Source organism: Flavobacterium sp. C4GT6 (genome assembly GCF_036347315.1).
Classification (GTDB): domain Bacteria; phylum Bacteroidota; class Bacteroidia; order Flavobacteriales; family Flavobacteriaceae; genus Flavobacterium.
On the sequence record NZ_JAZGZU010000006.1, the window covers coordinates 93,142 to 118,000 of the forward strand.

The window sequence follows — 24,859 nt, forward strand, 5'->3', positions numbered from 1 at the left end:
AAAGGGACGCTGATAAGCGTCCCTTTTCATTTTTATATTTACTACTATTATTCACTATCCTTTTCCGGGGTTTGATTCCTGAAAACCAGATTACCGTCAAAACTATCCAGTAGTATAATACTATCGGTGGTAACCTTACCGCTAAGAATTTCTTTAGACAGTTCGTTCATCACCTCTTTTTGTATTACACGTTTTACAGGTCGTGCTCCAAAATCAGGATCATAACCTCGTTTGGCTAGGTAGTCAATAGCTTCAGGAGTAGCATCGAGTGTAATGTTTTGCTTAGACAACAGTTTGGTAACCGATTTAAGCTGAAGGCTTACAATTTCCCTAATGTTATCCTGTGAAAGCGGAGTGAACATTACTATATCATCAATACGGTTTATAAACTCCGGCCTTACGGTTTGTTTCAGCAATCCAAGCACTTCGGTTTTAGCTGCCTCGGTAGCCGCTTCAATACTACTTTTAAGGTTTTCAAATTTCTCCTGTATAATGCCGCTACCCATGTTTGAGGTCATTATGATAATGGTATTCCTAAAGTCGGCTAAGCGTCCTTTATTATCCGTTAAACGACCTTCATCAAGCACCTGTAACAGTATGTTAAAGGTATCAGGGTGGGCTTTTTCTATCTCATCAAGCAGTACCACGCTGTATGGTTTTCTCCTTACGGCTTCGGTAAGCTGTCCGCCCTCATCATATCCCACATATCCCGGAGGCGCACCTACCAGCCTGCTCACACTGTGACGCTCCTGATATTCGCTCATGTCAATACGTGTCATGGCATTTTCATCATCAAACAGGTAGGAGGCAAGGGCTTTGGCAAGTTCGGTTTTACCTACACCGGTTGTACCAAGGAACAGGAACGAACCAATAGGTTTCTTTTGATCCTGTAACCCGGCACGGCTACGTCTTACGGCATCACTCACAGCTTGTATAGCCTCTTCCTGCCCCACAACACGTTTGTGCAGCTCTTCTTCCAAATGGAGTAGTTTTTCGCGCTCACTCTGTAGCATTTTGGTTACCGGTATACCCGTCCATTTGGCAACAACTTCGGCAATATCCTCGTTGGTAACTTCCTCTTTTATAAGGCTGTTTCCTTTTTGGCTTTCCTGAAGCTGTTTCTCCATTTCGTCCAGTTTCTCTTGAGCCTCTTTGATTTTACCATAACGAAGCTCGGCTACTTTACCGTAGTCACCTTCACGTTCGGCACGTTCGGCTTCCAGTTTAAAGTTTTCCACTTCTGTTTTTGTAGCCTGAATGTTGTCTACAATATCCTTTTCGCTTTTCCATCGGGCATATATCTCGTTGCGTTCTTCCTTAAGGTTAGCCAGTTCCAGTCCTAACGATTTAAGTTTTGTTTCATCGTTTTCACGTTTAATGGCTTCAATCTCAATTTCAAGCTGCATTATTTTACGGTCCAGTACATCCAGTTCTTCCGGTTTGGAATTGATTTCCATACGTAGTTTTGATGCCGCCTCATCCATAAGGTCGATAGCCTTATCGGGTAGGAAACGGTTGGTAATATAACGTTGTGAAAGCTCCACCGCAGCTATAATAGCATCATCTTTAATACGTACCTGATGATGGGTTTCATATTTTTCCTTAATACCACGTAGTATGGAAATGGCACTTTCGGTATCCGGTTCGTCTACCAATACTTTTTGGAAACGACGTTCCAGTGCTTTGTCTTTTTCAAAGTATTTTTGGTACTCATCAAGCGTAGTGGCACCTATGGCTCTTAGTTCACCGCGGGCAAGGGCAGGTTTAAGGATGTTTGCGGCATCCATAGCACCTTCACCACCACCTGCACCCACAAGAGTATGAATCTCATCTATAAATAGTACGATATCACCCTCTGCAGAAGTAACTTCCTTTACAACCGATTTAAGTCTTTCTTCAAACTCACCTTTGTATTTTGCACCTGCAATAAGGGCACCCATATCCAGAGAGTAAACAATTTTGTTTTTAAGATTTTCGGGTACATCACCCTGAATGATACGGTGTGCCAAACCTTCGGCAATAGCGGTTTTACCCACACCCGGTTCACCCACCAGCATTGGGTTGTTTTTGGTTCGCCTTGAAAGTATTTGCAACACACGGCGAATTTCCTCATCACGACCAATTACCGGATCCAATTTACCGTCGTTAGCCAACTGGTTAAGGTTTTTAGCATATTTGTTTAGTGAGTTGTAGGTTTCTTCGGCGCTGGCCGATGTTACCCTTTCTCCTTTGCGAAGTTCGTCAATAGCCGCTTTAAGTCCTTTTTCTGTAACGCCCTGATCTTTTAAAATTTGGGCTACTTTACTTTTAGAATTGAAAATAGCCAGTAACAGGTGCTCTATAGAAACGAACTCGTCGTTCATTTTGCGGGCAATGTTTGATGCCTCTGTCAATGCTGTAGCCGCATCGCGGGATAACGACATTTCACCTCCCGATACTTTAGGGAAACTTTGCAGTGTACTGTCCAGTATTTGCTGGAACAGTTGTACATTTACGTTGAGCTTTTTAAGTAAGAACGGAGTCACATTTTCGTCTACTTCAAGAATAGCCTTTATAATGTGCTCGTTTTCAATTTGCTGATGGCCATAACCCTGAGCAATTTGCTGTGCTCTTTGTATGGCTTCCTGAGATTTTATTGTATAATTATTAAAGTTCATATTCGAATTGTTTAAATTTGATATACTTTATTCAATTTATATTCCAATAAGTAAAATCTGACGAAATGTCGGTTTTTGCCGGAAAAATTAATTTTTAAACAGACAAAGTGTCTGAAAACATGACGATTATGAGTTTTTTTGATAAGATATTCGGTGATTCTAACAGTAAAGATAGCGGTTCTGGAGCAGAAATGTGGAACGATTTAACAGAAATAAAACAGTTAGACGAGATAGTGGAGGAGTCACAGCAAATTCCTGTTATTATTTTTAAACACAGTACCCGCTGCGCCGTTAGCCGAATGGCTTTAAAGCAGTTTGAACAGGAGTATGCCATTGATGCCGATAAGGCTAAACCGTACTTTTTAGACCTGTTGGCTCACAGGGATATATCTAACGAAATTGCCGACCGATTTGATGTGATGCATCAATCACCACAAATTATATTGATTAAAGAAGGAAAGGCAATATATGATACTTCTCACAGTGCTATTGATGCCGGTGTGGTACAGAGGATAGTGTATAGTTAATATTCTTAAAATATATTGGAGTAGATATTATTGGGGCTCATGAAATATGTATTTTTCATTATAGTCAATGTCAAATTTTTTCAGAAATTCAAGATATTCTTCCTTAAAAGATTGCTTTTTATGATGCTCTTCCTGTTTGTGGATATAGTTGATAACATTTTGTACATGTGATTTGCTATAAGAAAAAGCTCCGTAGCCTTCCTGCCATTCAAACTTTCCCTTGACAAATCCCTTTTTATTAATCCATAGAGAAGAGTTTCGTTTAATGTCCTGTAATAAATCAGAAACTGACTGTGTAGGTCTCATTCCTATAAAAATGTGTATATGATCGGGCATGCCGTTAATGGCTAAAAGTTTATGTCCGTTATTTTCTACAATGCCAGAAATATAAAGATAGAGTTCTTTTTTCCAGACAGGAGAAATTAGAGAAGCTCTATATTTAATTGCAAAAACAAATTGTAAATGTATTTGAGTGTAGGTATTTGCTATGGGTAAGGTGTTTACTACAAACATAACAAATCTATTTATTCCCTAACGGAAAAAAATATGATAATATAAATTTCTACCGAGATAAAATCCCTAAAGGGATTAAATAATTTATATATAGAAAATCATCTAAACATTTATTTAATAGAATAAGGGTTAATACGAGTTTTATACTAGATTACAAATCCATATAGGTTTTAATAAAATTATTACAAGCTAATTTCTAAATCCCGTTAGGGATTTTATATTGGTAGAGAATAGGATATTACAACGTATTGTTTCCCTTTAGGGAATAAATAATTAAGTTATATTTTTCATTTTTTGTGTAATCTCATCCAGACACAGGTTGTTAATGCTACCCTCATGAGTGTGTTTTGTGGCTTTAGGAGAAACAAACGTACCGTTCTCTACCTGTTCGCCTACCATTTTATAGGCATCCCTAAAAGGTATACCCTGAGCTACCAGTTCGTTAAGTGCATCTACCGTAAAGAGGTAGTCGTATTTTTTATCGTCCAGTATAGTATAGTTAACCTTAATCTCCTTAATGGAATAATGTGCCATTTCAAGACAGGATTTTAAAGTTTGTAAAGCAGGAAAAAGGCCCTCTTTAAGCAACTGAAATTCCCTGTGGTAACCACTTGGTAAATTATTGGTTATAAGGGTAAGCTCATAGGGCAGTGCCTGTATTTTGTTACACTTACCACGTATAAGCTCAAAAATATCAGGGTTCTTTTTATGTGGCATAATGCTCGACCCTGTGGTTAAGTGCTGTGGCAGACTTATGAAATTGAAATTCTGACTCAGGTACAGGCAAATGTCCATAGCCAGTTTTGATAATGTCCCCGCTACCGATGCCAGTGCAAAAGCTGTCGTCTTTTCGGTTTTGCCACGGCTCATTTGTGCGGCTACCGAATTGTATTTTAATGTAGCAAAGCCCAATTCATTTGTGGTAAAAGTCCTGTCTATAGGGAAAGAGCTTCCATATCCTGCTGCCGAACCTAACGGATTCTGGTCGGTTACGGTAAGAGCGGCATTCAGCATAACAACATCGTCAATGAGGCTTTCGGCATAGGCAGAAAACCACATCCCGAATGATGACGGCATTGCAACCTGCAAATGCGTATACCCTGGTAACAATATATTTTGATGCTCATTTGCCATAGCCATAAGCAGGTCAAAAAGTTCCTTTACCTGTTGTTTTATGGTGGTGAGCTCCGCTTTTAGGTATAAATGAACATCGGTAAGAACCTGATCGTTACGGGAACGTGCTGTGTGTATTTTTTTTCCGGCATCACCCACCTTTTCAGTAAGCAGGTATTCTACTTTGCTATGTACATCTTCAAAGCTGTCTTCAATCACAAAGTTTCCGGCTTTAATGTCTGCCAGTATTTCTTCCAGTCCGGTAAGTAGTTCGTTTACTTCCTTATCGTTTAATAGTCCTGTTTTTCCAAGCATTTTGGCATGAGCCATAGACCCCATAACATCATATTCTGCCAGTACAAGATCCAGTTCGCGGTCATTGCCTACGGTGAATATATCGGTTTTCTTATCTGTTGGTATGCCTTTATCCCAAAGTTTCATTACTGTTGTTTTAATGTGGCCTCACTGGCCGTTTTGGTAGTATAATTAAGGAATTGGGAAAGTATCTTTATATACAGTTCAACTCCTTCTTTAATTTCATTGATATAAATAAACTCATCTGCCGAGTGTGAACGCAGTGATAATCCCGGCCCCAGTTTTAACGACTGGCAGCTTAGTACCGACTGGTCTGAAAGGGTAGGGGAACCATAGGTGGTTCTCCCCAATGCTATTCCTGCCTGTACAAGAGCATGCTCTTTTGCGATAGATGATGAGTTGAGGTGCAGTGACCTTGGTTTTACCATTACCTTATCATTCTCAATACCCGATTTTATGATCTCTAGTATTTCGAGGTTGGTATAACAGTCGTTTACCCTTACATCCACAACCAGATTACACTCTGCCGGAACCACGTTATGCTGTTTTCCTGCATTGATTTGGGTTACCGTCATTTTAACTGGACCTAATACGTCAGATACTTTTTCGAAACTATAGTCCCTAAACCATTTAATAACCTTTAAGGTGTTGTAAATGGCCATGTCATCGTTAGGATGTGCAGCATGCCCCGGAGTTCCGGTTATGGTTACATCCAGTACCAGTAACCCTTTTTCTGCTATAGCAAGCTGCATTTCGGTAGGCTCGCCCACTATGGCGCAGTTTAGTTCGGGTAAATGTTTCAGTACACTGTTCAGTCCGTTAGGACCGCTGCTTTCTTCTTCTGCCGAGGCAACCATTACAAGATTGTAAGGCAGGTTTTCGGCTTCATAAAAGTAGGTGAAGGTAGCCATTAGCGATACCAGGCATCCACCTGCATCGTTACTACCCAGTCCAAACAGTTTATCATCTTTCTCTATAGCCTCAAACGGATCTAATGTATAAGCCTGATTCGGTTTTACGGTATCATGGTGTGAGTTAAGCAGCAGGGTAGGCTTACCTTCGGCAAAATGCTTATTAAAAGCCCATATATTATTGTTTTCCCGTTTAAAAGGGATACTGTTATTATTAAACCATGTCTCAATCACCTTTGCCGTATTCTCTTCTTCCGATGAAAAAGACGGAGTAGCAATAAGTGATTTAAGGAGGGATATTGCTTCTTCGGTTAGGGTATGTATCGTTTTTAAACTCATAAGTTTTCTTTTTAGAGCAATACCTGTGTGCAGGCGGTATCGTTCTGTTTTATCATTTCGGGACTGCCTATATATACTGCCGATACCCCTTTATTAAGGGCATCATAGCAGTTTTTCAGCTTGGGTAGCATGCCCGAATGGATTACTTTTTCTTTACGTAACTGGCTGTATTTACTAAAATTAAGATTTTTTATAATTGAATCGTCATCATCGGTATTGCTAAGCACGCCTTTTTTCTCAAAACAATACAGCAGGTTTACACTAAAGTCGTTACTGCAGGCAACAGCCAGTGCACTGGCAATAGTGTCGGCATTGGTATTAAGCAGTTGCCTGTTACCATCGTGCGTAATTGCACAAAATACAGGGACTACATTTTGCTGTAATAACACTTTTATCAACTCGTGGTTTACAGAAACGATATCACCTACCCAACCAAAATCTACAGCTGTATTCTTCCTTTTTTCAGAAAGGATCATGTTACCATCGGCTCCAGTAAAGCCCAAGGCGTTGTTTTGCAACGCCTGTAGCTGTGCTGTTATATCTTTATTGATAAGCCCAGCGTAGGTCATAACCGCTACATCCAGCATAGGCTTATCGGTAATTCTCCTGCCTTCATGAAAAACTGGGATAATACCTAAACCTTCGGCTGTTTTGGTTGCGATTTTACCTCCGCCGTGTACCAGTATTTTGTAACCGTTTAGTGCTGCAAAATCCTTTAGGAATACCTTTAGGACAGTTTTACTGTCAATCACATTGCCGCCTATTTTTACAACGGTAAGTTTTGGCTTATTCTCCATGTTCCAGTATTTTGGTTAGTATCGCCTGTGCGGCATATGTCCTGTTATTGGCTTGAGCTATTACGATAGATGCTTCGCTGTCCAGTACCTCATCAGTAACAATCATATTTCTCCTTACCGGAAGGCAGTGCATAAACTTGGCATCGTTGGTAAGTTTCATTTTATCGGCTGTTACTGTCCATGACGGATCTTTACAGGTTATTTGCCCGTAATCCATATAGTTGCTCCAGTTCTTTGCATAAATAAAGTCGGCATCGGCAAAAGCCTCATCCTGATTGTGTGTAATTGTAACCCCTTTGGTAAACTCAGCATTTAGCTCATAACCTTCGGGATGTGTGATAACAAAATCAACATCGGCCTTTTTCATCACTTTAACGAAAGAGTTAGGTACTGCATGTGGCAGCGCCTTAGGGTGTGGTGCCCATGTAAGTACCACTTTAGGTCTTTTTACGGTTTTGTATTCCTCTATGGTTAAGGCATCGGCTACAGCCTGTAAAGGGTGTTCGGTAGCGCCTTCAAGGCTTATTACCGGAACAGATGCATATTTTTTAAATGCAGAAATTACCTGCTCTTCCTCATCTTTATCCTTATCGGTAAGAGTAGGGAAGCTCCTTACAGCAATAATGTCACAGTATTGTGATACAACCTGTGCGGCTTCTTTAATATGTTCGGCTTTGTTGCCGTCCATTACTACGCCGTCTTCAAATTCCAGTGCCCAGCCTTCGGTATTAAGGTTCATCACAATGGCATCCATCCCAAGGTTAAGGGCAGCCTTTTGTGTACTGAGCCTGGTACGTAGGCTCGGGTTAAAAAACAATAGTCCCAGGGTTTTGTTTTCTCCTGTTTTTTTGTTGGCAAATGGTGCCTGCTTTATGTTTTTAGCTAACGCAATCAGTTCGTTTAGATTCTGAATGTCGTCTACCGAAGTGAAGTGTTTCATTTTGTAATTAATTGAAAAATAACTTATAAATCCTTTAATGCATTTTTAAGACCGATAAAAAAGCGGTCTATGTCCTCCTTGTTTATAGACAGTGGCGGTAGTATGCGCAACAGGTTTTTTTGTGATGCGCTACCGGTGAATATAAACTCGTTATAAATCAGTTTTTTCCGTAATTCGTTTATCTCAAAATCAAACTCAAGCCCAAGCATAAGTCCGCGTCCTTTTATGTTTTTAACCTGTGGTATAAGGGCAGCCTGTTCCTTAAAATAGGTACTCATGGCATTAACATTGTCCATAAGATTTTCCTGCTCTATAACATTAAGCACCGCGGTTGCTGCTGCACAGGCAAGATGGTTACCGCCAAAAGTGGTTCCCAGTAAACCGAATGAAGCCTTAAACTTAGGTGAGATAAGGATACCGCCAATAGGAAAACCGTTACCCATACCTTTTGCCATTGTAATGATATCCGGCTTTATGTCGTGGTACTGGTGTGCAAAGAATTTACCCGAACGCCCGTAGCCACTCTGTATTTCATCCAGTATAAGTACTACATCATTATCGTTGCAGGCTTTCTCTATAGCCTTAAAGAAAAGGGTAGTGCCCTCGTCCAGCCCCCCTACACCCTGAATTCCTTCTATAATAACACAGCAAACATCACCTTTAGCCAGTTCTGTTTTTAAAGCTTCCTCATCGTTAAGCGGAAGGAAAACCACTTCGTGCCCTGCATTGATTGGAGCAACTATCGATGGGTTATCGGTAGCGGCTACCGCAGCAGATGTACGCCCGTGAAAGGCTTTGTTAAAAGCAATAACTTTCTTTTTAACATTGTGGAAGGATGCCAGTTTAAGGGCATTCTCGTTAGCTTCGGCACCTGAGTTACACAGGAAAAGGCTATAGTCAGGATAACCCGAAAAGCTAACCAGTTTTTTGCCTAGTTCTTCCTGTAACGGATTTTCGATAGAGTTAGAATAAAAGCCAAGCTTAGCTACCTGCTCACTCACAGCCTTTACGTATACCGGGTGTGAATGCCCGGCAGAGATAACCCCATGACCTCCGTAAAAATCAAGGTATTCCTGTCCTTTATCGTCCCAAACTTTTGCCCCCAGTGCCTTTACCGGAGTTATATTATATATAGAGTATACATTGAATAAGCTCATTGTATGTTACTTTTTTAGAATTAATTAAAAACCGGTAGCCTTAAGCTGTAGTCCGGTGGTTTCTTCCAGCCCTAACATTAGGTTCATGTTTTGTATTGCCTGTCCCGAAGCACCTTTTATAAGGTTATCTATTACCGATGTGATTAAAAGATAATCACCTTTTTGCTCCAGGCTTATAAAGCATTTGTTGGTTTGTACCGCCAGTTTCAGGTGAATACTATCGGTAGTTACCCTAACAAAAGGTTGGTTACTGTAATAGTCTTCATACAGTGCTGTAACCTTATCAAAGCTTTTGCTTACTTTGGTGTATAAAGTGGCAAATATCCCGCGGGTAAAATCGCCACGGTTTGGGATAAATAATACCTCCTGATTAAAACCGTTTTGCAACTGACCAAGACTTTGAATGATTTCGCCCATGTGCTGATGCTCAAAAGCCTTATAGTGTGACATGTTGCCTATACGCCAGGGATGGTGTGAAGTAGCCGATGGCTGAACTCCTGCACCTGTACTGCCTGTGGTAGCATTGATGTGTACCTCATTGTTTAGCAGTCCGTTTGCTACGAGTGGTAATAAAGCCAATTGTATGGCTGTAGCAAAACACCCCGGATTAGCAATGTACTGTGCCTGTTTAATCTGGTTCTTATTCAGTTCCGGAAGACCGTAAACAAAGCTTTTACCGTTAAAGGCAGCATCTTTCTCCAAACGGAAATCGTCTCCTAAATCTATTATCCTAGTACTTTCTGAAAAGAGACTAGCTTCCAGAAAAGCGATTGACTTACCATGCCCTAAGCATAGGAAAACCACATCAACATTCGGGTTAACCGTATCGGTAAAGTTAAGTTCAAGATCACCAAACAGGTCCTGGTGCACACTCGCTACCGGACTGCCCGCGTTTGTGGTGCTGTAAACAAAATCAATATTTGCCTGCGGATGGTTTGCCAGCAGTCGTAACAATTCGCCTGCTGTATATCCTGATCCGCCTATAATACCAATGTTAATCATAACTCTCTCCGTTTACCTGTGCATAAATGTTTTGTGCGTTACCTAATATCTTAATAAAGCCTTTGGCATCGTTAGATGTCCAGGCGTTATTAACCTCGCCATACTGTCCGAATTTAGCATTCATCAAATCGTGAGCTGACTCAATTCCGTCCAGTGTGAAGTGATAAGGTTTAAGGTTTACCGTTACCGTACCTGTTACCGTTTTTTGAGTGTCCTCTAAAAACACTTCCACATTTCTCATTACCGGGTCAAGGTATTGCCCTTCATGGAAAAGCATTCCGTACCAGTTGCCCAGTTGCTCTTTCCAGTACAGTTGCCATTTGCCAAGTACATGCTTCTCTAAAAGGTGGTGTGCTTTGATAATGATAAGCGGAGCAGCCGCCTCAAAGCCCACACGCCCTTTAATACCTATAATGGTGTCGCCTACGTGTATATCCCTGCCTATGGCAAAGGCAGAAGCCAGTGCTTCAAGTTTTTGGATATTAACCGAAGGCTTATCAAATTCGTTGTTGATACCTGTAAGTTCGCCTTTTTCAAAATGAAGAACAACTTTTTCGGGTTGTGTTTTTGTTAAAGGAGAAGGGTAGGCTTCTTCAGGTAACGGTTGTGATGAAGTTAGGGTTTCCTTACCGCCTACACTGGTGCCCCATATTCCTTTGTTAATAGAGTACTGTGCTTTTTCCCAGCTGTATTCCACACCGTTTTCCTGTAGGTAAGCCACTTCTTCCTGACGCGTAAGCTTAAGATCACGTATAGGAGTAATAATAGTCAATTCCGGAGCGATGGTTTGGAATACCATATCAAAACGTATCTGGTCGTTACCTGCACCTGTACTGCCGTGAGCAATAGCCTCGGCACCTACATTTTTTGCATATTTAACCGTTTCCAGTGCCTGAAAAACTCTTTCAGCACTTACAGAAAGCGGATAGGTATTGTTTTTAAGCACGTTGCCAAATACAAGGTATTTAATTGCTTTTTCGTAATATTTATCAATAATATCAAGGTTTACGTGGTGAGCACTGCCCAGTTCGTAAGCCCTTGTTTCTATACCGTTTAATTCTTCAGGCGTAAAACCGCCTGTGTTTATAAGTATGGTATGCACTTCATACCCCAGTTCGTTTTTTAGGTACTTAAGGCAGTAAGAGGTATCAAGACCGCCGCTGTAAGCTAAAACTACTTTTTTCATTATACTTTTTCTTTTTTAAGGAAAAGTGCCAGCTTTATATTTTTAAGCCTTAGCAGCACTTTTTTGTTAAACGTGTATTTTTCTTCTGTTTTCTTTTTGGCGGGATCATACAGCATACCGGTACAAAGGCACATTTTGTACTCTTTGCGCTCAAGTATATCGAAGTTTGAACAGCCACGGCATCCGTTCCAAAAGCTTGGATCGTCTGTAAGTTCGCTAAAAGGCACCGGCTTATAGCCTAAATCAGAATTGATTTTCATAACGGCCAGTCCTGTGGTGATACCAAATATTTTTGCTCCCGGATATTTTTCCTGAGAGTATTTAAATACTTTTTCCTTTATTTTTTTTGCAAGGCCCAGCGCCCTGTAATCAGGATGCACTATAAGGCCTGAGTTAGCCACAAACTTGCCGTGAGACCAGCTTTCTATATAGCAAAAGCCAGCAAAATTTCCGTTTACGGTTGCTACCACAGCATCGCGGTTCTCCATTTTCTTCATAACATACTCAGGGGTTCTTCGGGCAATACCCGTACCTCTTTGCAGGGCAGAAGCGTTGATGGTTTCACAAATTTCTTCTGCAAATTTGTAGTGCTCTTCGTGAGCTATTACAATAGATACATTCATTTCAGTACTAATAGAAATAAATTAATATATGATCAATAAAATAAACAGGGTAAAACGGTGCTGGACGGACCGGACCATAGTGATATTGCAGACCTTACGGCCTGAATCGTCGTCGATTCTCTAAAGAATTAGGATTAGATATAAAAGAATGGTCTTTTACTACAGACCTTAAAAAAACAGATAGTGTTTTCAATTCCGTTAAAATAAAATTAATACTAAATAAAGTACACCCAGTATGTGGCAGGTATAGTTATACCAACCGCACAACCCGGTAGTTAAGCCGGATAGCTGTTTGATTTTTAGGGAGTTTAGTATTAAATCTATTTTTATTCATCGTTGCAAATTTATAACTTAAATTAAACGATGGCTGTTAAATTTTATGTAAGCCGTTATTTTTAACTAAAAAAAGGCAAAAACCGATTTTGATTTAATATTTTAAATTTTTTTGAGGTCAAAATTTTTAAATATTAATTTTTTTAAGCTAAAAAAGTAGTGGAGTGGTATAAAAAAGCCCCTCGTTTGAGGGGCTTAATGTATTATTTTTTGCTGAAAGGCGGTAATAATTTGCTGCTTACCTCACCAAAACCGATTCTAACCTCATCGTTTTGACAGTAACCTCGCATAATTACAGTATCTCCGTCTTCAATAAATTTACGCTCTTCTCCGCTGTTTAATTTAAGCGGATTTTGTCCGCCCCATGTAAGCTCCAGCATAGAACCGAAACTATCTGGTGTTGGTCCCGAAATAGTACCGCTACCCATTAAGTCGCCCGAGTTAACACGGCAACCGTTTACAGTATGGTGAGCCAGTTGCTGAGACATACTCCAGTACATGTACTTAAAGTTAGAGTTAGATATTATGGTTTCTTCTCCGTTTTCAGGAGTTAAACCTACCTGTAACTTAATGTCAAATGCGTGCTCTCCTGTTTGCTGAAGGTATTCTAATGGCTTAGGATCATTTTGCTCTGGTCCTGCAGTACGGAATGGCTCTAAGGCATCCAGTGTTACAATCCATGGAGACATTGATGATGCAAAGTTTTTAGCAAGGAACGGGCCTAGTGGCACATATTCCCATTTTTGAATGTCACGTGCGCTCCAGTCGTTAAACAATACCATACCAAATATATGGTCTTCTGTTTCGTTTACAGGGATTGGTTCGCCCATTATGTTGGCATCGGTAGTGATAAAAGCCATTTCAAGCTCAAAGTCAACTCTTTTTGACGGACCGAATACCGGTTGGGTTTCTCCCGGAGGAAGTGTTTGCCCGTTAGGACGGTGTACCGGTATACCCGATGGTACAATGGTAGAACTCCTACCGTGGTAACCTACCGGAATATGTAACCAGTTTGGTAAAAGGGCATTATCAGGATCACGGAACATTTTACCTACGTTTGTAGCATGCTCACGGCTTGAGTAAAAATCAGTGTAATCACCAATAAGTACCGGAAGCTGCATTTCGACATCCTTAATGTCAAATATTACGATTTCTTTTTGTTTCTCGTTATCCCTTAGTTTAGGGTTGTTAATGTCGAAAATATCCGCAATACGGTTTCTTACCAAACGCCATGTTTTTTTACCGTCTGATATGAAATCGTTAAGGGTATCCTGCATGAACATATCATCTGTAAGCTCAATGCCTTCAAAATAGTTTAACTGTTGCAGTGCACCTAAGTCTATTGCGTAGTTTCCTATCCTAGTTCCTATGGTGATTACATCGTCTTTAGTGATAAAAACGCCAAAAGGAATATTCTGTATAGGGAAATCGCTGTTTTCGGGTACATCAAGCCACGATTTTCTGAAAGGGTCGTTTGCTGTTAATGTCATATTACTTTGTTTGTGTATGATTTTGTTATTCAATTATCAAATATACTTTGCTATATCGTTTTGACAAACGATTTTTTGTATTTTTGACGGCAAATTAACGAAAAAATATAAAATGCTACGCGACGAACAAATTTTCGACCTGATCCTTGAAGAACAAGACAGGCAGATTAACGGACTGGAACTTATTGCATCAGAAAACTTTGTGAGCGACCAGGTAATGGAAGCAGCGGGGTCTGTACTTACTAATAAATATGCCGAAGGTTATCCGGGAAGGAGATATTATGGCGGATGTGAGGTAGTAGATGTTATCGAGCAAATTGCCATAGACAGGGCGAAAACCTTGTTTGGTGCTGAGTATGCAAACGTACAGCCACACTCGGGATCTCAGGCTAATGCTTCTGTATTCCACGCTTGCCTTAAACCGGGTGATAAAATATTAGGTTTCGACCTTTCTCACGGTGGTCACCTTACTCACGGTTCTCCTGTAAACTTTTCAGGTAGGCTATACCAGCCTGTATTTTATGGTGTGGAGAAAGAAACCGGAAGGCTTAACTACGACAAAATACAGGAGATAGCTACACAGGAACAGCCTAAAATGATTATTGCAGGTGCTTCCGCCTACTCTCGTGATATGGACTTTAAACGCTTTAGGGAAATTGCCGACAGCGTAGGTGCTTTACTTCTTGCCGATATTTCTCACCCTGCAGGACTTATTGCTAAAGGTCTTTTAAGTGACCCAATTCCTCACTGTCATGTTGTTACTACTACAACTCACAAAACCCTTAGAGGGCCAAGAGGTGGTATGATATTAATGGGGAAAGATTTTGAAAACCCATGGGGTATTAAAACTCCTAAAGGCGAGGTAAGAATGATGTCATCTTTACTTGATGCTGCTGTATTCCCTGGTAACCAAGGTGGACCGTTAGAGCATATTATCGCTGCTAAAGCTGTTGCTTTTGGTGAAGCTTTAAGTGATGAGTTTTTCCGTTATACACTACAGGTACAAAAAAATGCTCAGGCTATGGCCGAGGCTTTTGTTAAGAGAGGATATGACATTATCTCAGGAGGTACAGATAACCACATGATGCTTATTGACCTTAGAAACAAAAACATTACAGGTAAAGAGGCAGAAAATGCTTTAGTAAAAGCTGAAATCACAGTTAATAAGAACATGGTTCCGTTTGATGATAAGTCTCCGTTTGTAACATCGGGTATCCGTGTAGGTACGGCTGCAATCACTACACGTGGTTTAGTTGAGGCTGATATGGAAACTGTTGTTGCTCTTATTGATAAGGTTATCACTAACTTTACTAATGAAGAAATTATTGAAGAAGTAGCTGATGAGGTAAACGGTATGATGGGTGAAAGACCTATTTTTGTTTACTAGCTAAATTGAAAAAGCCTCCATTTGAGAGGCTTTTTTTATATAAAAAATGTACATAATTATATGAATAAAAAATTTTCACTTTATGAGTTTTTAGCCTTTTCTATAATTTTAGGTTGTGTTGCTTTTATGATAATAGTATTTTATATCATAGAGCCACATTACTCTATTGCTGATGCTTCAGGTATAAATATAAGCGAAAGCTCAGATATTGCAAGTTTAATAAGTAATTGGGTGACTCCTTTTTTTACTTTGGCTAGTGTATTGTTGTTTTATTTAGCTTTAAAATATCAAAGACATGATTTAAATCTTCAAAGGGAGGAAATGTCAAAGACAAGAGAAGAGTTTGAAATAAGCAGAATAACTGATTTAATATTGAATCAGACTGATAGAATTGAATCATTAATAGATAAAATGATTATTGAAGGTGTAACAGGGCATGCAGCAATAGAAAGACTTGGTGCTAATCTTTATCCGTTTGAAACAAATATATTACCTGTAACTCCAGAAAATACTGGTTCTAAAATTGTCAATGATAGTTACGATATAGTTCTGAAAAATATACCTTTTATTTTGAAAGATTTAGAAGCTATATTTAATTTTATCATGTCTGTTTCCAATAGTGTAAAAATTATTATTTCCGCTATAAAGTCATCATCGCTGTCTGATTCTAAAAAGAATGAACTTAAAAATTTGCTTGTACAATATATTGGAGAAGATAAAGCAAAATATTTTCGTTGGCTTTCAAATTCAATGAATGCTTATATGTATTGGTATATAACAAATAGATATGTCCCAAAGGCTAATAATTATGATCAATTTGTAAGACTAATAGCAGCTCTAGATACTATAATAGATTTGTCGTCAAAACAAGTACAAGACTTAGAATATGGTTTTAATTAATAATATCTTTTAATACTTCAAGTGTAATTTTTTTAAATAAAAAAGACCCGTGGGTGGAAGCCCCTGGGTCTTTAAATTGTTGGCCCATAACATGACCAGCAATGAGCGGCAAATGTATTGCTAAAATTTGATTAACACTACAAAAATCTGTTTTATTTTATCTGATTATTATTTCGTGTTTCGTTAGTAACCCCTTAAGTCCTGCTTCTGAGAATATTGCCTTTTTAAGTTTGTTCTTTTCGGGGTCTAAAGTAAAGTTATAACTGGTAGAAAAATCAGTTTTATTGGCAATTGTATCCAGAAAAACGGTTTTGTGAAGGTTACAATTATCAAATATTACGTCGGTAATATCGGCATTCATAAAGTCAGATGCTATAATCTGGCATCCGGTAAATACCGTTCCCCTCATTTTAAGGGTATAAAACTTGGTGTAATCCAGTATACATTCTTTAAACTCAAATTTAAACAGCAAGGCATCTACCATGGCAAAATTTACTCCGGTAAAGTTACACCCGGTAAACATCACGTCCCTAAACGATACATAGTTTATTTTTGCTTCGGTAAAGTTGCAGTTTATAAATTCACAATCGGTAAATGCTACCCCAAGGTAATTACATTGTGTAAAATCACAATCGGTAAAAGTACAGCGTTCGTAATCCTTGTACATAATATCGTCAGGGCCGAATACTGTATTGTTTATTTGTGTGTCGAGTATATAGTTTGCAGACATGTTTTTGTATTAGAGGTGCAAGTTAACTATTAACAGGGCTTATTTTGTGATTTTGTTAAAACAAAATGAATATTAGATTGGCTAACTTAGTGGAAACTAATAAATAATAAAAACCAACAACATGAAAAAGATTGTAATAACATTCGTTTTTTTATTAGGAGCATTAACCATGCAGGCTCAAACTTTTGGAGCCAGCGGACTTAGTGTTAAAGGAGATTATTCATCTGCAAAAACAGATTATAACAAGTGGTTAAGGATAGGGAATACCTTTGATGCTACCATGAAATTTGAACAAACCGAACAGGGACTTGATAAGGCAATAGGCTTGGTACAGCGTATGCTTATTGAGAACAACCTTGAAATAGGCAAACCCGATGTTTACAAAAGTGTGGGAGCAGAAGGAACAGCAAATAAGAGTTCTAATGACTTAAATGAACTTATTATGAAAGGTAAAGCAAGGGTTAATATGGCATGGTTCTCTCCCGATGGTTCTACACTGCAACTGTTTTTAGATAAAAACAGCTATGAGGTTAATGTAATGAATGCCTACAAAGTAAGATAAATATGTATCTTAGTTTTCCTAACCGGGAAATATGGATTCGCTTATAAAATTACAACAAACCGTGTTTAGTTTGCATCGCTTACCCGATGCCGAATGGGATATGTTTGTGCAAATACTTACCTTTAAAACCTTTCAAAAAGGCGATACCTTAATAAAGGAAGGTGAGTACGAATACTATATTTATTTTTTAGAAAAGGGAGCAACACGTAACTACTTTTTAAAAGAAGGGAAAGAGTTTACTGTTGCTTTTCATTTTTCGGGCGAATTTGTTACAGCTTTTTATTCCCTTATAACAGGCACGCCAAGTGTAGTTACTATTGAGTTTTTAGAAGATTCCAAAGTAATAGTCATACCTTACAGAGATTTAGAGGTGTTTTACCAAAAATCATTTCACGGTGCCACAGTGGGCAGAAAAATGGCAGAAATGCAGTATGCTCACAGGTTGGAAAAGGAAATGGATTTACTTTCTCTTACTGCCGAAGAACGTTATGTAAGACTATTGGAAAGAAACCCTGAGCTTGTTGCGGCTATTTCTGTAAAACACCTTTCTTCCTTTTTAGGAATACAGCCCGAAAGCCTTAGCCGGATAAGAAAGCAATACGCACGAAACTAACATACATCATTTTTTATCTCTTCTAACAGTCCCAACTTTGCATTGATCAAAAAACGGACAGTTATATGGATGTATTAATAGTACTTTTTACAGCTTTTATTGTAGGTATACTTATAAGTAAGCTTACCCAAAAAGATTTTAAATGGCATTTTAACGGTAATCTTGCCATGTGTTGTATGCTATGCTTTACGGGTATGGGACACTTTTTGTTTACAAAGGGAATGGCAATGATGTTGCCTGACTTTATACCTTACCGGGAGGCTTTGGTGTATATAACGGGAGTGGCTGAATTTATATTTGGAATACTTTTATTGTTCCCTGCTTATAGAACAACTACAGGAGTTATTATAATACTGTTTTTCGTTCTCGTACTTCCAGCAAATATTTATGCCGTTCTGCATAATGTGAACCTTAAGGAGGCAAATTATACCGGTAATGGGGTAGGTTATTTATGGTTTAGGGTTCCGTTACAGGTGTTTTTAATTGGGTGGGTTTATATATTTTCTGTAAGAGGTAAAAAAAATAATAAGCTATTGTTTTAAAAATCAGTTTTTTTCATAAAAAAACGGTCTAATTTTTTGTTAAAAGTAATCCTTTATGTGTTAAATAAAGGATTATTTTTTATATTTAAGAATAAGAAATCAGGTCCCCACTTATTTCTGAAAATTAAATGCTAAAGCTATTATGTAGAGAATAAATTAATTATTTGTCCCACATAATTTAAGCTGATGACCCACACAAAAAATTGGCTTAGCAATTTAACCCCACGTTTTCATACTACCCTTTTTTGGGTAGTATGTTTATGCTGTTGTTTTAATGCTCGCGCCCAGAAAAACGATACCATTATCCTTAAGAATAAGGATAGGCTTATCGGAGAGATTAAAGAGATGGACAAAGGCGTCCTGATTATTGAAACAGACTACAGTGATAGTGATTTTAATGTCAAATGGCTTGATATTAAAAAACTAAGCAGTCAGCAAACTTTCCTTATAACCCTTAGGAACGGAGACAGGTTAAACAGTATGCTGCAAACCGATTCCATAAACGGAGGCAGGGTAGTGTTGTATGATGTAACCGAAAAGAAATATATTTATACATCAGTACACGATATTGTGTATGTCAAATCTATCAAGCAGGGGTTCATCTCCAGGCTTGATGCCTCATTGTCTCTGGGTGTAAACCTAACACAGCGTGACAACTTTAAACAGTTTACCATGAGGAGTACCTTAGGGTATACTGCAAACTACTGGAGCCTGCAGGGAAGTTATAATGCCATTAAAACAAAGCAGGATAACAGTAATGATATTAGCCGTACCGATGCCAGCCTGGGACTTAGGGTGTTTTTAAAACATGACTATTTTCTAAACTTATCAGGAGAACTGCTTCAAAATGATGAGCAGCAACTGGATATGAGGGTAACTACCAAGCTTGGTTTTGGTAAGTATTTTGTACATACCAACAAGCTTTACTTTGGCGGAGTAATAGGTGGTGCATGGAATAATGAGAGATATGAACCAATACTGAATGCTGACAGGAACAGTGCCGAGGCATTTGGAGGTATTGAGCTTAATATGTTTGATATTAAAGATTTCAGCTTGTTAACCAACGCAGTGGTTTATCCCAGTTTAACAGAAAAGCATAGGGTTAGGAGTGATATAAAACTCGACCTGAAATACGATTTACCACTTGAATTTTTTATTAAATTCGGGTTTACGTATAATTACGACAGAAGGCCACCGGAAGGTGCCAGTAAGGAAGATTATGTTCTCCAGGCTACATTTGGCTGGGAACTATAACTAAGTTATTTTTTTAACAATCCCCTGCCTATAAGCAGGGGATTGTTTTTTGTAACCTGTTTTAAAACAAACTGTAAGAGTGTTTAACTGCATTAGTGTAAGGGGTATTTTTTTAGGCGAGCCTAAATTATTATATTTGCTGATATTCAATCGCTTTTTAGAATTGCATATCGCATTCTTCATGCCTTTCAGCCCTTATCTGTATTACCAAATTTTAGTATCTGTATGGTAATTGGGGCTTATTACAAAAAAGGCTATTAGCATAAATAATTAAAATTAATAATGGGATATGTATATATCCCATGTATAAATACGCTAAAACTTTTTTTAATAATGGAAATACATATTGTTGATTTAATAATATTTATAGTTTACCTGATAGTAATGCTGGGTGTTGGCTTCTATTTTATGGGACGTAATAAATCTAAAGATGATTATTATGTAGGGGGCAGAAACATGTCGGCTGGGCATATAGGCCTTTCGGTAGTAGCGACTGATGTAGGCGGAGGCTTCTCCATAGGTTTAGGAGGTCTTGGTTTCATGATGGGACTATCGGGTAGCTGGATGCTTTTTACAGGACTTTTAGGTGCATGGTTAAGCGCGGTATTATTAATTCCTAAAATATATCCTGTAGCAAGGGAGAACAAATTCCTTACATTTCCTCAGTCACTGGCACACCATTATAATGGTAAAGTAGCTCTTATAGCAGGATTCATTTCTCTTATAGGTTATGTAGGCTTTACCAGTTCGCAAATACTGGCAGGAGCCAAATTGGTCGAAGCTACATTTCCTTCGGTTTCCATAAATATGGCAGTGCTTATAATGGGGGTAATTGCTGTGGTTTACACGGCAATAGGAGGTATTAAGGCTGTAATTTATACCGATACCATACAATGGATAATATTGATGGGAGGACTCATATTTATTGGTATTCCGGTAGGATACGCTTACATAGGCGGATGGGAAGCCATTAGCAAAACCGTTCCTACAGAGTTTATGTCACTGTCCAACCTTTCATTCGTACAGTTTTTTAACTGGCTTATTACCATAGTACCTATATGGTTTGTAGGGATGACTTTGTACCAGCGTATTTTTGCCTGTAGGGACGTAAAAACAGCTAAAAAAGCATGGTTTATTGCGGGGTTGTTTGAATGGCCTATAATGGCCTTTATGGGAATAGCCTTAGGGTTGTTTGCAAGGGTAGGTTATGAACAGGGATTATTTACTGCCATAGGTTATGCACCCGGTACACAACTGGATGCCGAACTGGGATTACCACTGTTTTTAAGAACAATATTGCCGGTAGGATTAATGGGGCTTATGCTTTCGGCTTATTTCTCGGCTATTATGTCTACAGCCGATAGTTGTTTAATGGCAGCTTCGGGTAACTTCACTACCGATATTTTAGAATATTTTAAAGGCACCAGAAAGTTCGGACACATAAAATACTCACAAATTATTACTTTAATAATAGGGGCATTAGCCATTATACTGGCCACCAATATGCAAAACGTACTGGAACTAATGCTTTACTCGTATGCTTTTATGGTATCGGGGTTATTAGTGCCTGTTTTGGGTACGCTAATACTCAAAAAGCCTTCGGCAAGGGCGGCTGTTGTAGCTATGGTTGTGGGCGGACTTACAACACTAATTCTTATTATAACTCAGGTAAAACTGCCATTGGGGCTTGATGCCAACTTTTTTGGTATCGCCGCTTCATTCATATCATTTGTACTAATACAATATACCGACAAACCAAAAGGTGTTGTAGCATAGTATAAATAGAATTTAAATTGATTAAAAGTCCCGCTTAATGAGCGGGACTTTTTTGTAAGTAAAAAATGTTAAAATTAATATGTAAAGTGTTATATTGCAGGGCGTAAACCAATTTTTAAATTATGAAAAAAAACAGCCTTACTTTACTTTTATTTTTTTTAACGTCTTTTATTTATGCTCAGGAACCTTTTATTACTGTATGGCAGGCCACAGCACCATCTTATCAGATAAATATACCGATAGTTGATGAGGCTGGTAATAACTATACTGTAGATTTTGGAGATGGAACTGTGTTAACCAATCAAACCGGGCCTTGTAGTCATGTTTTTGAGTCTATTGGCGGTGATGAATTACATACTGTTACTATATCTGGTACATTTGGAAGAATAGATTTTTCAACAATGCCTGCGTCAGCGGTTAAGCTATATTATATTCAGCAATGGGGAGATGTTCAATGGACCAGTATGGAACATGCTTTTTTTTCGTGCTATCAGCTAATTATAACCGCTACCGATACTCCTGATTTGAGTCAGGTTACAAGTATGGAAGGTATGTTTCATGGGGCTTCTAACCTTAATTCAGACCCTGAATTTCCTTTAAATCTAAACAATTGGGATGTTTCAAATGTTACTAATATGAAAGATTTATTTAGAGAGTCTACTATTGGTGAAACTTCCCTTGATAATTGGGACGTTTCTAATGTTACCAATATGGAAGCCATGTTTGCTGATATTACTAATTTTAATGGGACTCTAAATAGTTGGGATGTATCCAGTGTTACTAATATGAAGCAAATGTTTTATAATACGCAAATGTTTAATCAGCCATTAGATAACTGGGATGTTTCAAATGTGACCGACATGTCTTTTATGTTTAATAAAAATGACGTGTTCAATCAACCTTTAAACAGTTGGGATGTATCCAGTGTTACTAATATGGAACAAATGTTTGGAGGTATAGAATCTGTGAGTAGTCATTTTAATCAACCATTAGATAACTGGGATGTATCAAGTGTTGTTAACATGAAAGGTATGTTTGCTGATGCTGTAGTATTTAATCAATCTATAGATAGTTGGGATGTTTCAAGTGTTACTGATATGTCATATATGTTTTACAGAGCATATGATTACAATCAGCCATTAAATAGTTGGGACGTGTCGAGTGTAGCGAATATGAGATATATGTTTAATGATGCACATGTATTTAATCAGCCATTAAATAGCTGGGATGTATCTAGTGTTACCGATATGAGGTATATGTTTACTAATGCTAATAATTTTGACCAATCATTAAATAATTGGGATGTTTCCAGTGTAACAACAATGGAAAGAATGTTTACTGGAGCAGATGTATTTAATGGAGAAGTAGCGAACTGGGATGTATCAAATGTTGTTAACATGGGATATATGTTTGGTAGTGCAGAATTATTTAACCAACCATTAAATAATTGGGATGTTTCCAATGTAACTGATATGCATTCAATATTTGCGGACACAAATAATTTTAATCAGCCGTTAAATAATTGGGACGTTTCTAATGTTATTGATATGAATAGTGCTTTTAGTGCGGCTTTATCTTTTAATCAGGATTTATCAGATTGGGACTTTTCAGGGGTACAAACTAATTTTGTTTATTTTGTATCTGCAACTAATATGAGTACAGCGAATTATGATGCTCTTTTACTTCGATTTGCCGAACAGGAAATAGAAAATCAGTTGTTGATATCATATTATATTTCTTATTGTGATTCTGTAGTCAGAAATTATCTAATTAATGATTTGGGATGGAATATATCTGAGGATGAGCAGTCTGATGATTGTGAGGTTGAAGCAAATCCAATAAGCGGATATGTGTTTTTTGATGAAGATAATAATGGATGTGCCAATAGTGATGTGCCGGCAGCAAATGTTCTAATAAAAGCAACTAACGGTAATTTTAATTATATTACAACAATAGATACTGACGGCTATTATGAAATGGACACATTTGTAGCCGGTACATATGAAATAGAGGTTATTGCTAATGATTATTTTACTGTATCTCCAGAAGCTGCTACTGTTACCTTTACAGGTACAGGAGATACAGAAGAACTAAACTTCTGTGTTACAGCTAATCAGTCTACAGAAGATTTAAACATAACTATCCTGCCTGTTACTGATGCCCGCCCGGGGTTTGAAGCAGAATATCAATTGGTTGTTGAAAATATGGGTACTCAAACCGTAACTAATGCAACATTAAGCTTTACTTATAACGATGCCATGCAGTCTTTTGTTAGTGCTGTTCCGGCTGCGTCATCAAATTCAGATAACGTATTAACTTTCGACTTAATCGATTTCCAGCCTTTTGAAAGCAGGGTAATTGATATTACTATGGAAACATTTACACCTCCTACAGTTAACGGAGATGATATATTAAACTTTACCGCTACGGTAACTCCAAATGAAAATGATTACACTCCGCAGGATAATACTTTTGAATTTGCTCAAACTGTAGTTAATTCATTTGACCCTAACGACAAGAGTGTGGTACAGGGTAGTGAGATTTACATTGAGCAGGCTACAGAATATCTGGATTATATCATCAGGTTCCAAAATACAGGAACAGCAAGTGCAATAAACATAAGGGTTGAAGATATACTTAGTGACGATGTAGATTGGAGTACGTTTAGACCTGTAAGCTCAAGTCATGACTACAGAATAGAGATAACTGATGATAATCATGTTGAATTTATTTTTGAAAATATAAATCTGCCTTTTGAGGGGGAAGATGAAGCAGGAAGTAACGGTTTTATCGCTTACAAGATAAAACCTGTTGACGGACTTGAGGTAGGCGATATTATCCATAGTAATGAAGTGAATATTTATTTTGATTATAACCTGCCTATCGTAACCAATAGTGTTACTACACAAATAATAGATTTGCTTGGTATTAGCTATAATATTCTAAACAAAAGTTTAGTACTATATCCAAATCCGGCTAATGATATTCTTTATATTAAGGTACAAAACAATGTATTACCAGAGGAGGTTGTTATATATAACTTACAGGGGCGTGAACTAATGTCGTTTAACCAAAACCTTGAGAGTATGGATATCACTGACTTAAGTTCGGGAATCTATCTGGTTACAGTGCAAACTAATAGTGGTAGGGCTGATTACAGACTTGTAAAAAAATAAAAGTATTTAAATAGAT

21 protein-coding genes are annotated in these 24,859 nt (G+C 38.1%); 9 read left to right on the plus strand and 12 right to left on the minus strand.

What is annotated here, in order from left to right:
- Nucleotides 1-47 precede the first annotated feature (47 nt).
- Nucleotides 48-2,657 (minus strand): ATP-dependent chaperone ClpB, encoded by a 2,610-nt coding sequence (clpB, locus tag V3Z67_RS09310; protein WP_330443038.1) that lies wholly within the window; start codon nucleotides 2,655-2,657, stop codon nucleotides 48-50.
- 128 nt (nucleotides 2,658-2,785) lie between these two features.
- Between clpB and ytxJ the strand changes: the two genes are divergently transcribed.
- On the plus strand, nucleotides 2,786-3,184 hold the full coding sequence (gene ytxJ / locus V3Z67_RS09315; protein ID WP_330443039.1) for a bacillithiol system redox-active protein YtxJ: 399 nt from the start codon (nucleotides 2,786-2,788) through the stop codon (nucleotides 3,182-3,184).
- 27 nt (nucleotides 3,185-3,211) lie between these two features.
- Here the strand turns inward: ytxJ and tnpA are convergent, their stop codons facing one another.
- The 10 genes from tnpA to fahA all read right to left on the minus strand — a co-directional run bounded on the left by tnpA (nucleotide 3,212) and on the right by fahA (nucleotide 13,903).
- Nucleotides 3,212-3,673: an IS200/IS605 family transposase gene (gene tnpA, locus V3Z67_RS09320; protein ID WP_442902264.1), complete on the minus strand. Its 462-nt coding sequence runs from the start codon at nucleotides 3,671-3,673 to the stop codon at nucleotides 3,212-3,214.
- Between the two features lie 297 nt (nucleotides 3,674-3,970).
- Nucleotides 3,971-5,251 carry an argininosuccinate lyase gene (argH, locus tag V3Z67_RS09325; protein ID WP_330443041.1) on the minus strand — a complete coding sequence of 427 codons (1,281 nt, stop codon included), beginning with the start codon at nucleotides 5,249-5,251 and terminating at the stop codon, nucleotides 3,971-3,973.
- Complete coding sequence (locus V3Z67_RS09330; protein WP_330443042.1) at nucleotides 5,251-6,375, minus strand: M20 family metallo-hydrolase; 1,125 nt, start codon at nucleotides 6,373-6,375, stop codon at nucleotides 5,251-5,253. The genes argH and V3Z67_RS09330 overlap by 1 nt, the downstream gene beginning before the upstream one ends.
- Nucleotides 6,376-6,386: 11 nt before the next feature.
- A complete protein-coding gene (gene argB / locus V3Z67_RS09335) occupies nucleotides 6,387-7,172 on the minus strand; it encodes an acetylglutamate kinase (protein WP_330443043.1) in 786 nt (261 codons plus the stop codon).
- Nucleotides 7,162-8,112 carry an N-acetylornithine carbamoyltransferase gene (locus tag V3Z67_RS09340; RefSeq protein ID WP_330443044.1) on the minus strand — a complete coding sequence of 317 codons (951 nt, stop codon included), beginning with the start codon at nucleotides 8,110-8,112 and terminating at the stop codon, nucleotides 7,162-7,164. The genes argB and V3Z67_RS09340 overlap by 11 nt, the downstream gene beginning before the upstream one ends.
- A gap of 23 nt (nucleotides 8,113-8,135) precedes the next feature.
- Nucleotides 8,136-9,269 carry an aspartate aminotransferase family protein gene (locus V3Z67_RS09345; RefSeq protein WP_330443045.1) on the minus strand — a complete coding sequence of 378 codons (1,134 nt, stop codon included), beginning with the start codon at nucleotides 9,267-9,269 and terminating at the stop codon, nucleotides 8,136-8,138.
- Between the two features lie 24 nt (nucleotides 9,270-9,293).
- Nucleotides 9,294-10,271 carry an N-acetyl-gamma-glutamyl-phosphate reductase gene (gene argC / locus V3Z67_RS09350; protein ID WP_330443046.1) on the minus strand — a complete coding sequence of 326 codons (978 nt, stop codon included), beginning with the start codon at nucleotides 10,269-10,271 and terminating at the stop codon, nucleotides 9,294-9,296.
- Nucleotides 10,264-11,457 carry an argininosuccinate synthase gene (locus V3Z67_RS09355; RefSeq protein ID WP_330443047.1) on the minus strand — a complete coding sequence of 398 codons (1,194 nt, stop codon included), beginning with the start codon at nucleotides 11,455-11,457 and terminating at the stop codon, nucleotides 10,264-10,266. The genes argC and V3Z67_RS09355 overlap by 8 nt, the downstream gene beginning before the upstream one ends.
- A complete protein-coding gene (locus V3Z67_RS09360) occupies nucleotides 11,457-12,080 on the minus strand; it encodes a GNAT family N-acetyltransferase (protein WP_330443048.1) in 624 nt (207 codons plus the stop codon). The genes V3Z67_RS09355 and V3Z67_RS09360 overlap by 1 nt, the downstream gene beginning before the upstream one ends.
- 536 nt (nucleotides 12,081-12,616) lie before the next feature.
- A complete protein-coding gene (gene fahA, locus V3Z67_RS09365; RefSeq protein ID WP_330443049.1) occupies nucleotides 12,617-13,903 on the minus strand; it encodes a fumarylacetoacetase in 1,287 nt (428 codons plus the stop codon).
- 112 nt (nucleotides 13,904-14,015) lie between these two features.
- Here fahA and glyA point away from each other — a divergent pair, with 112 nt between their 5' ends.
- Together glyA and V3Z67_RS09375 are read left to right on the plus strand one after the other, a co-directional pair.
- Nucleotides 14,016-15,290 carry a serine hydroxymethyltransferase gene (gene glyA / locus V3Z67_RS09370; RefSeq protein WP_330443050.1) on the plus strand — a complete coding sequence of 425 codons (1,275 nt, stop codon included), beginning with the start codon at nucleotides 14,016-14,018 and terminating at the stop codon, nucleotides 15,288-15,290.
- Nucleotides 15,291-15,350: 60 nt separating this feature from the next.
- Nucleotides 15,351-16,190, plus strand: a complete 840-nt coding sequence (locus V3Z67_RS09375) for a hypothetical protein (RefSeq protein ID WP_330443051.1) — start codon at nucleotides 15,351-15,353, stop codon at nucleotides 16,188-16,190.
- 157 nt (nucleotides 16,191-16,347) lie between these two features.
- Here V3Z67_RS09375 and V3Z67_RS09380 read toward each other — a convergent pair whose 3' ends face one another.
- On the minus strand, nucleotides 16,348-16,920 hold the full coding sequence (locus tag V3Z67_RS09380; protein ID WP_330443052.1) for a pentapeptide repeat-containing protein: 573 nt from the start codon (nucleotides 16,918-16,920) through the stop codon (nucleotides 16,348-16,350).
- Nucleotides 16,921-17,041: 121 nt separating this feature from the next.
- On the opposite strand from V3Z67_RS09380, the gene V3Z67_RS09385 reads away from it, so the two are divergent.
- The 6 genes from V3Z67_RS09385 to V3Z67_RS09410 all read left to right on the plus strand — a co-directional run bounded on the left by V3Z67_RS09385 (nucleotide 17,042) and on the right by V3Z67_RS09410 (nucleotide 24,843).
- On the plus strand, nucleotides 17,042-17,482 hold the full coding sequence (locus V3Z67_RS09385; RefSeq protein ID WP_330443053.1) for a hypothetical protein: 441 nt from the start codon (nucleotides 17,042-17,044) through the stop codon (nucleotides 17,480-17,482).
- A 31-nt stretch (nucleotides 17,483-17,513) separates the two neighbouring features.
- The gene (locus tag V3Z67_RS09390; RefSeq protein WP_330443054.1) at nucleotides 17,514-18,095 is read left to right on the plus strand and encodes a Crp/Fnr family transcriptional regulator; all 582 of its coding nucleotides are present in this window, start codon (nucleotides 17,514-17,516) and stop codon (nucleotides 18,093-18,095) included.
- Between the two features lie 65 nt (nucleotides 18,096-18,160).
- Nucleotides 18,161-18,637, plus strand: coding sequence for a DoxX family protein (locus tag V3Z67_RS09395; RefSeq protein ID WP_330443055.1), 477 nt, complete (start codon nucleotides 18,161-18,163; stop codon nucleotides 18,635-18,637).
- Nucleotides 18,638-18,823: 186 nt separating this feature from the next.
- The gene (locus tag V3Z67_RS09400) at nucleotides 18,824-19,891 is read left to right on the plus strand and encodes a DUF481 domain-containing protein (RefSeq protein WP_330443056.1); all 1,068 of its coding nucleotides are present in this window, start codon (nucleotides 18,824-18,826) and stop codon (nucleotides 19,889-19,891) included.
- 333 nt (nucleotides 19,892-20,224) lie between these two features.
- Nucleotides 20,225-21,667 (plus strand): sodium:solute symporter family protein, encoded by a 1,443-nt coding sequence (locus V3Z67_RS09405; RefSeq protein ID WP_330443057.1) that lies wholly within the window; start codon nucleotides 20,225-20,227, stop codon nucleotides 21,665-21,667.
- Between the two features lie 122 nt (nucleotides 21,668-21,789).
- Complete coding sequence (locus tag V3Z67_RS09410; RefSeq protein ID WP_330443058.1) at nucleotides 21,790-24,843, plus strand: BspA family leucine-rich repeat surface protein; 3,054 nt, start codon at nucleotides 21,790-21,792, stop codon at nucleotides 24,841-24,843.
- Nucleotides 24,844-24,859 lie beyond the last annotated feature (16 nt).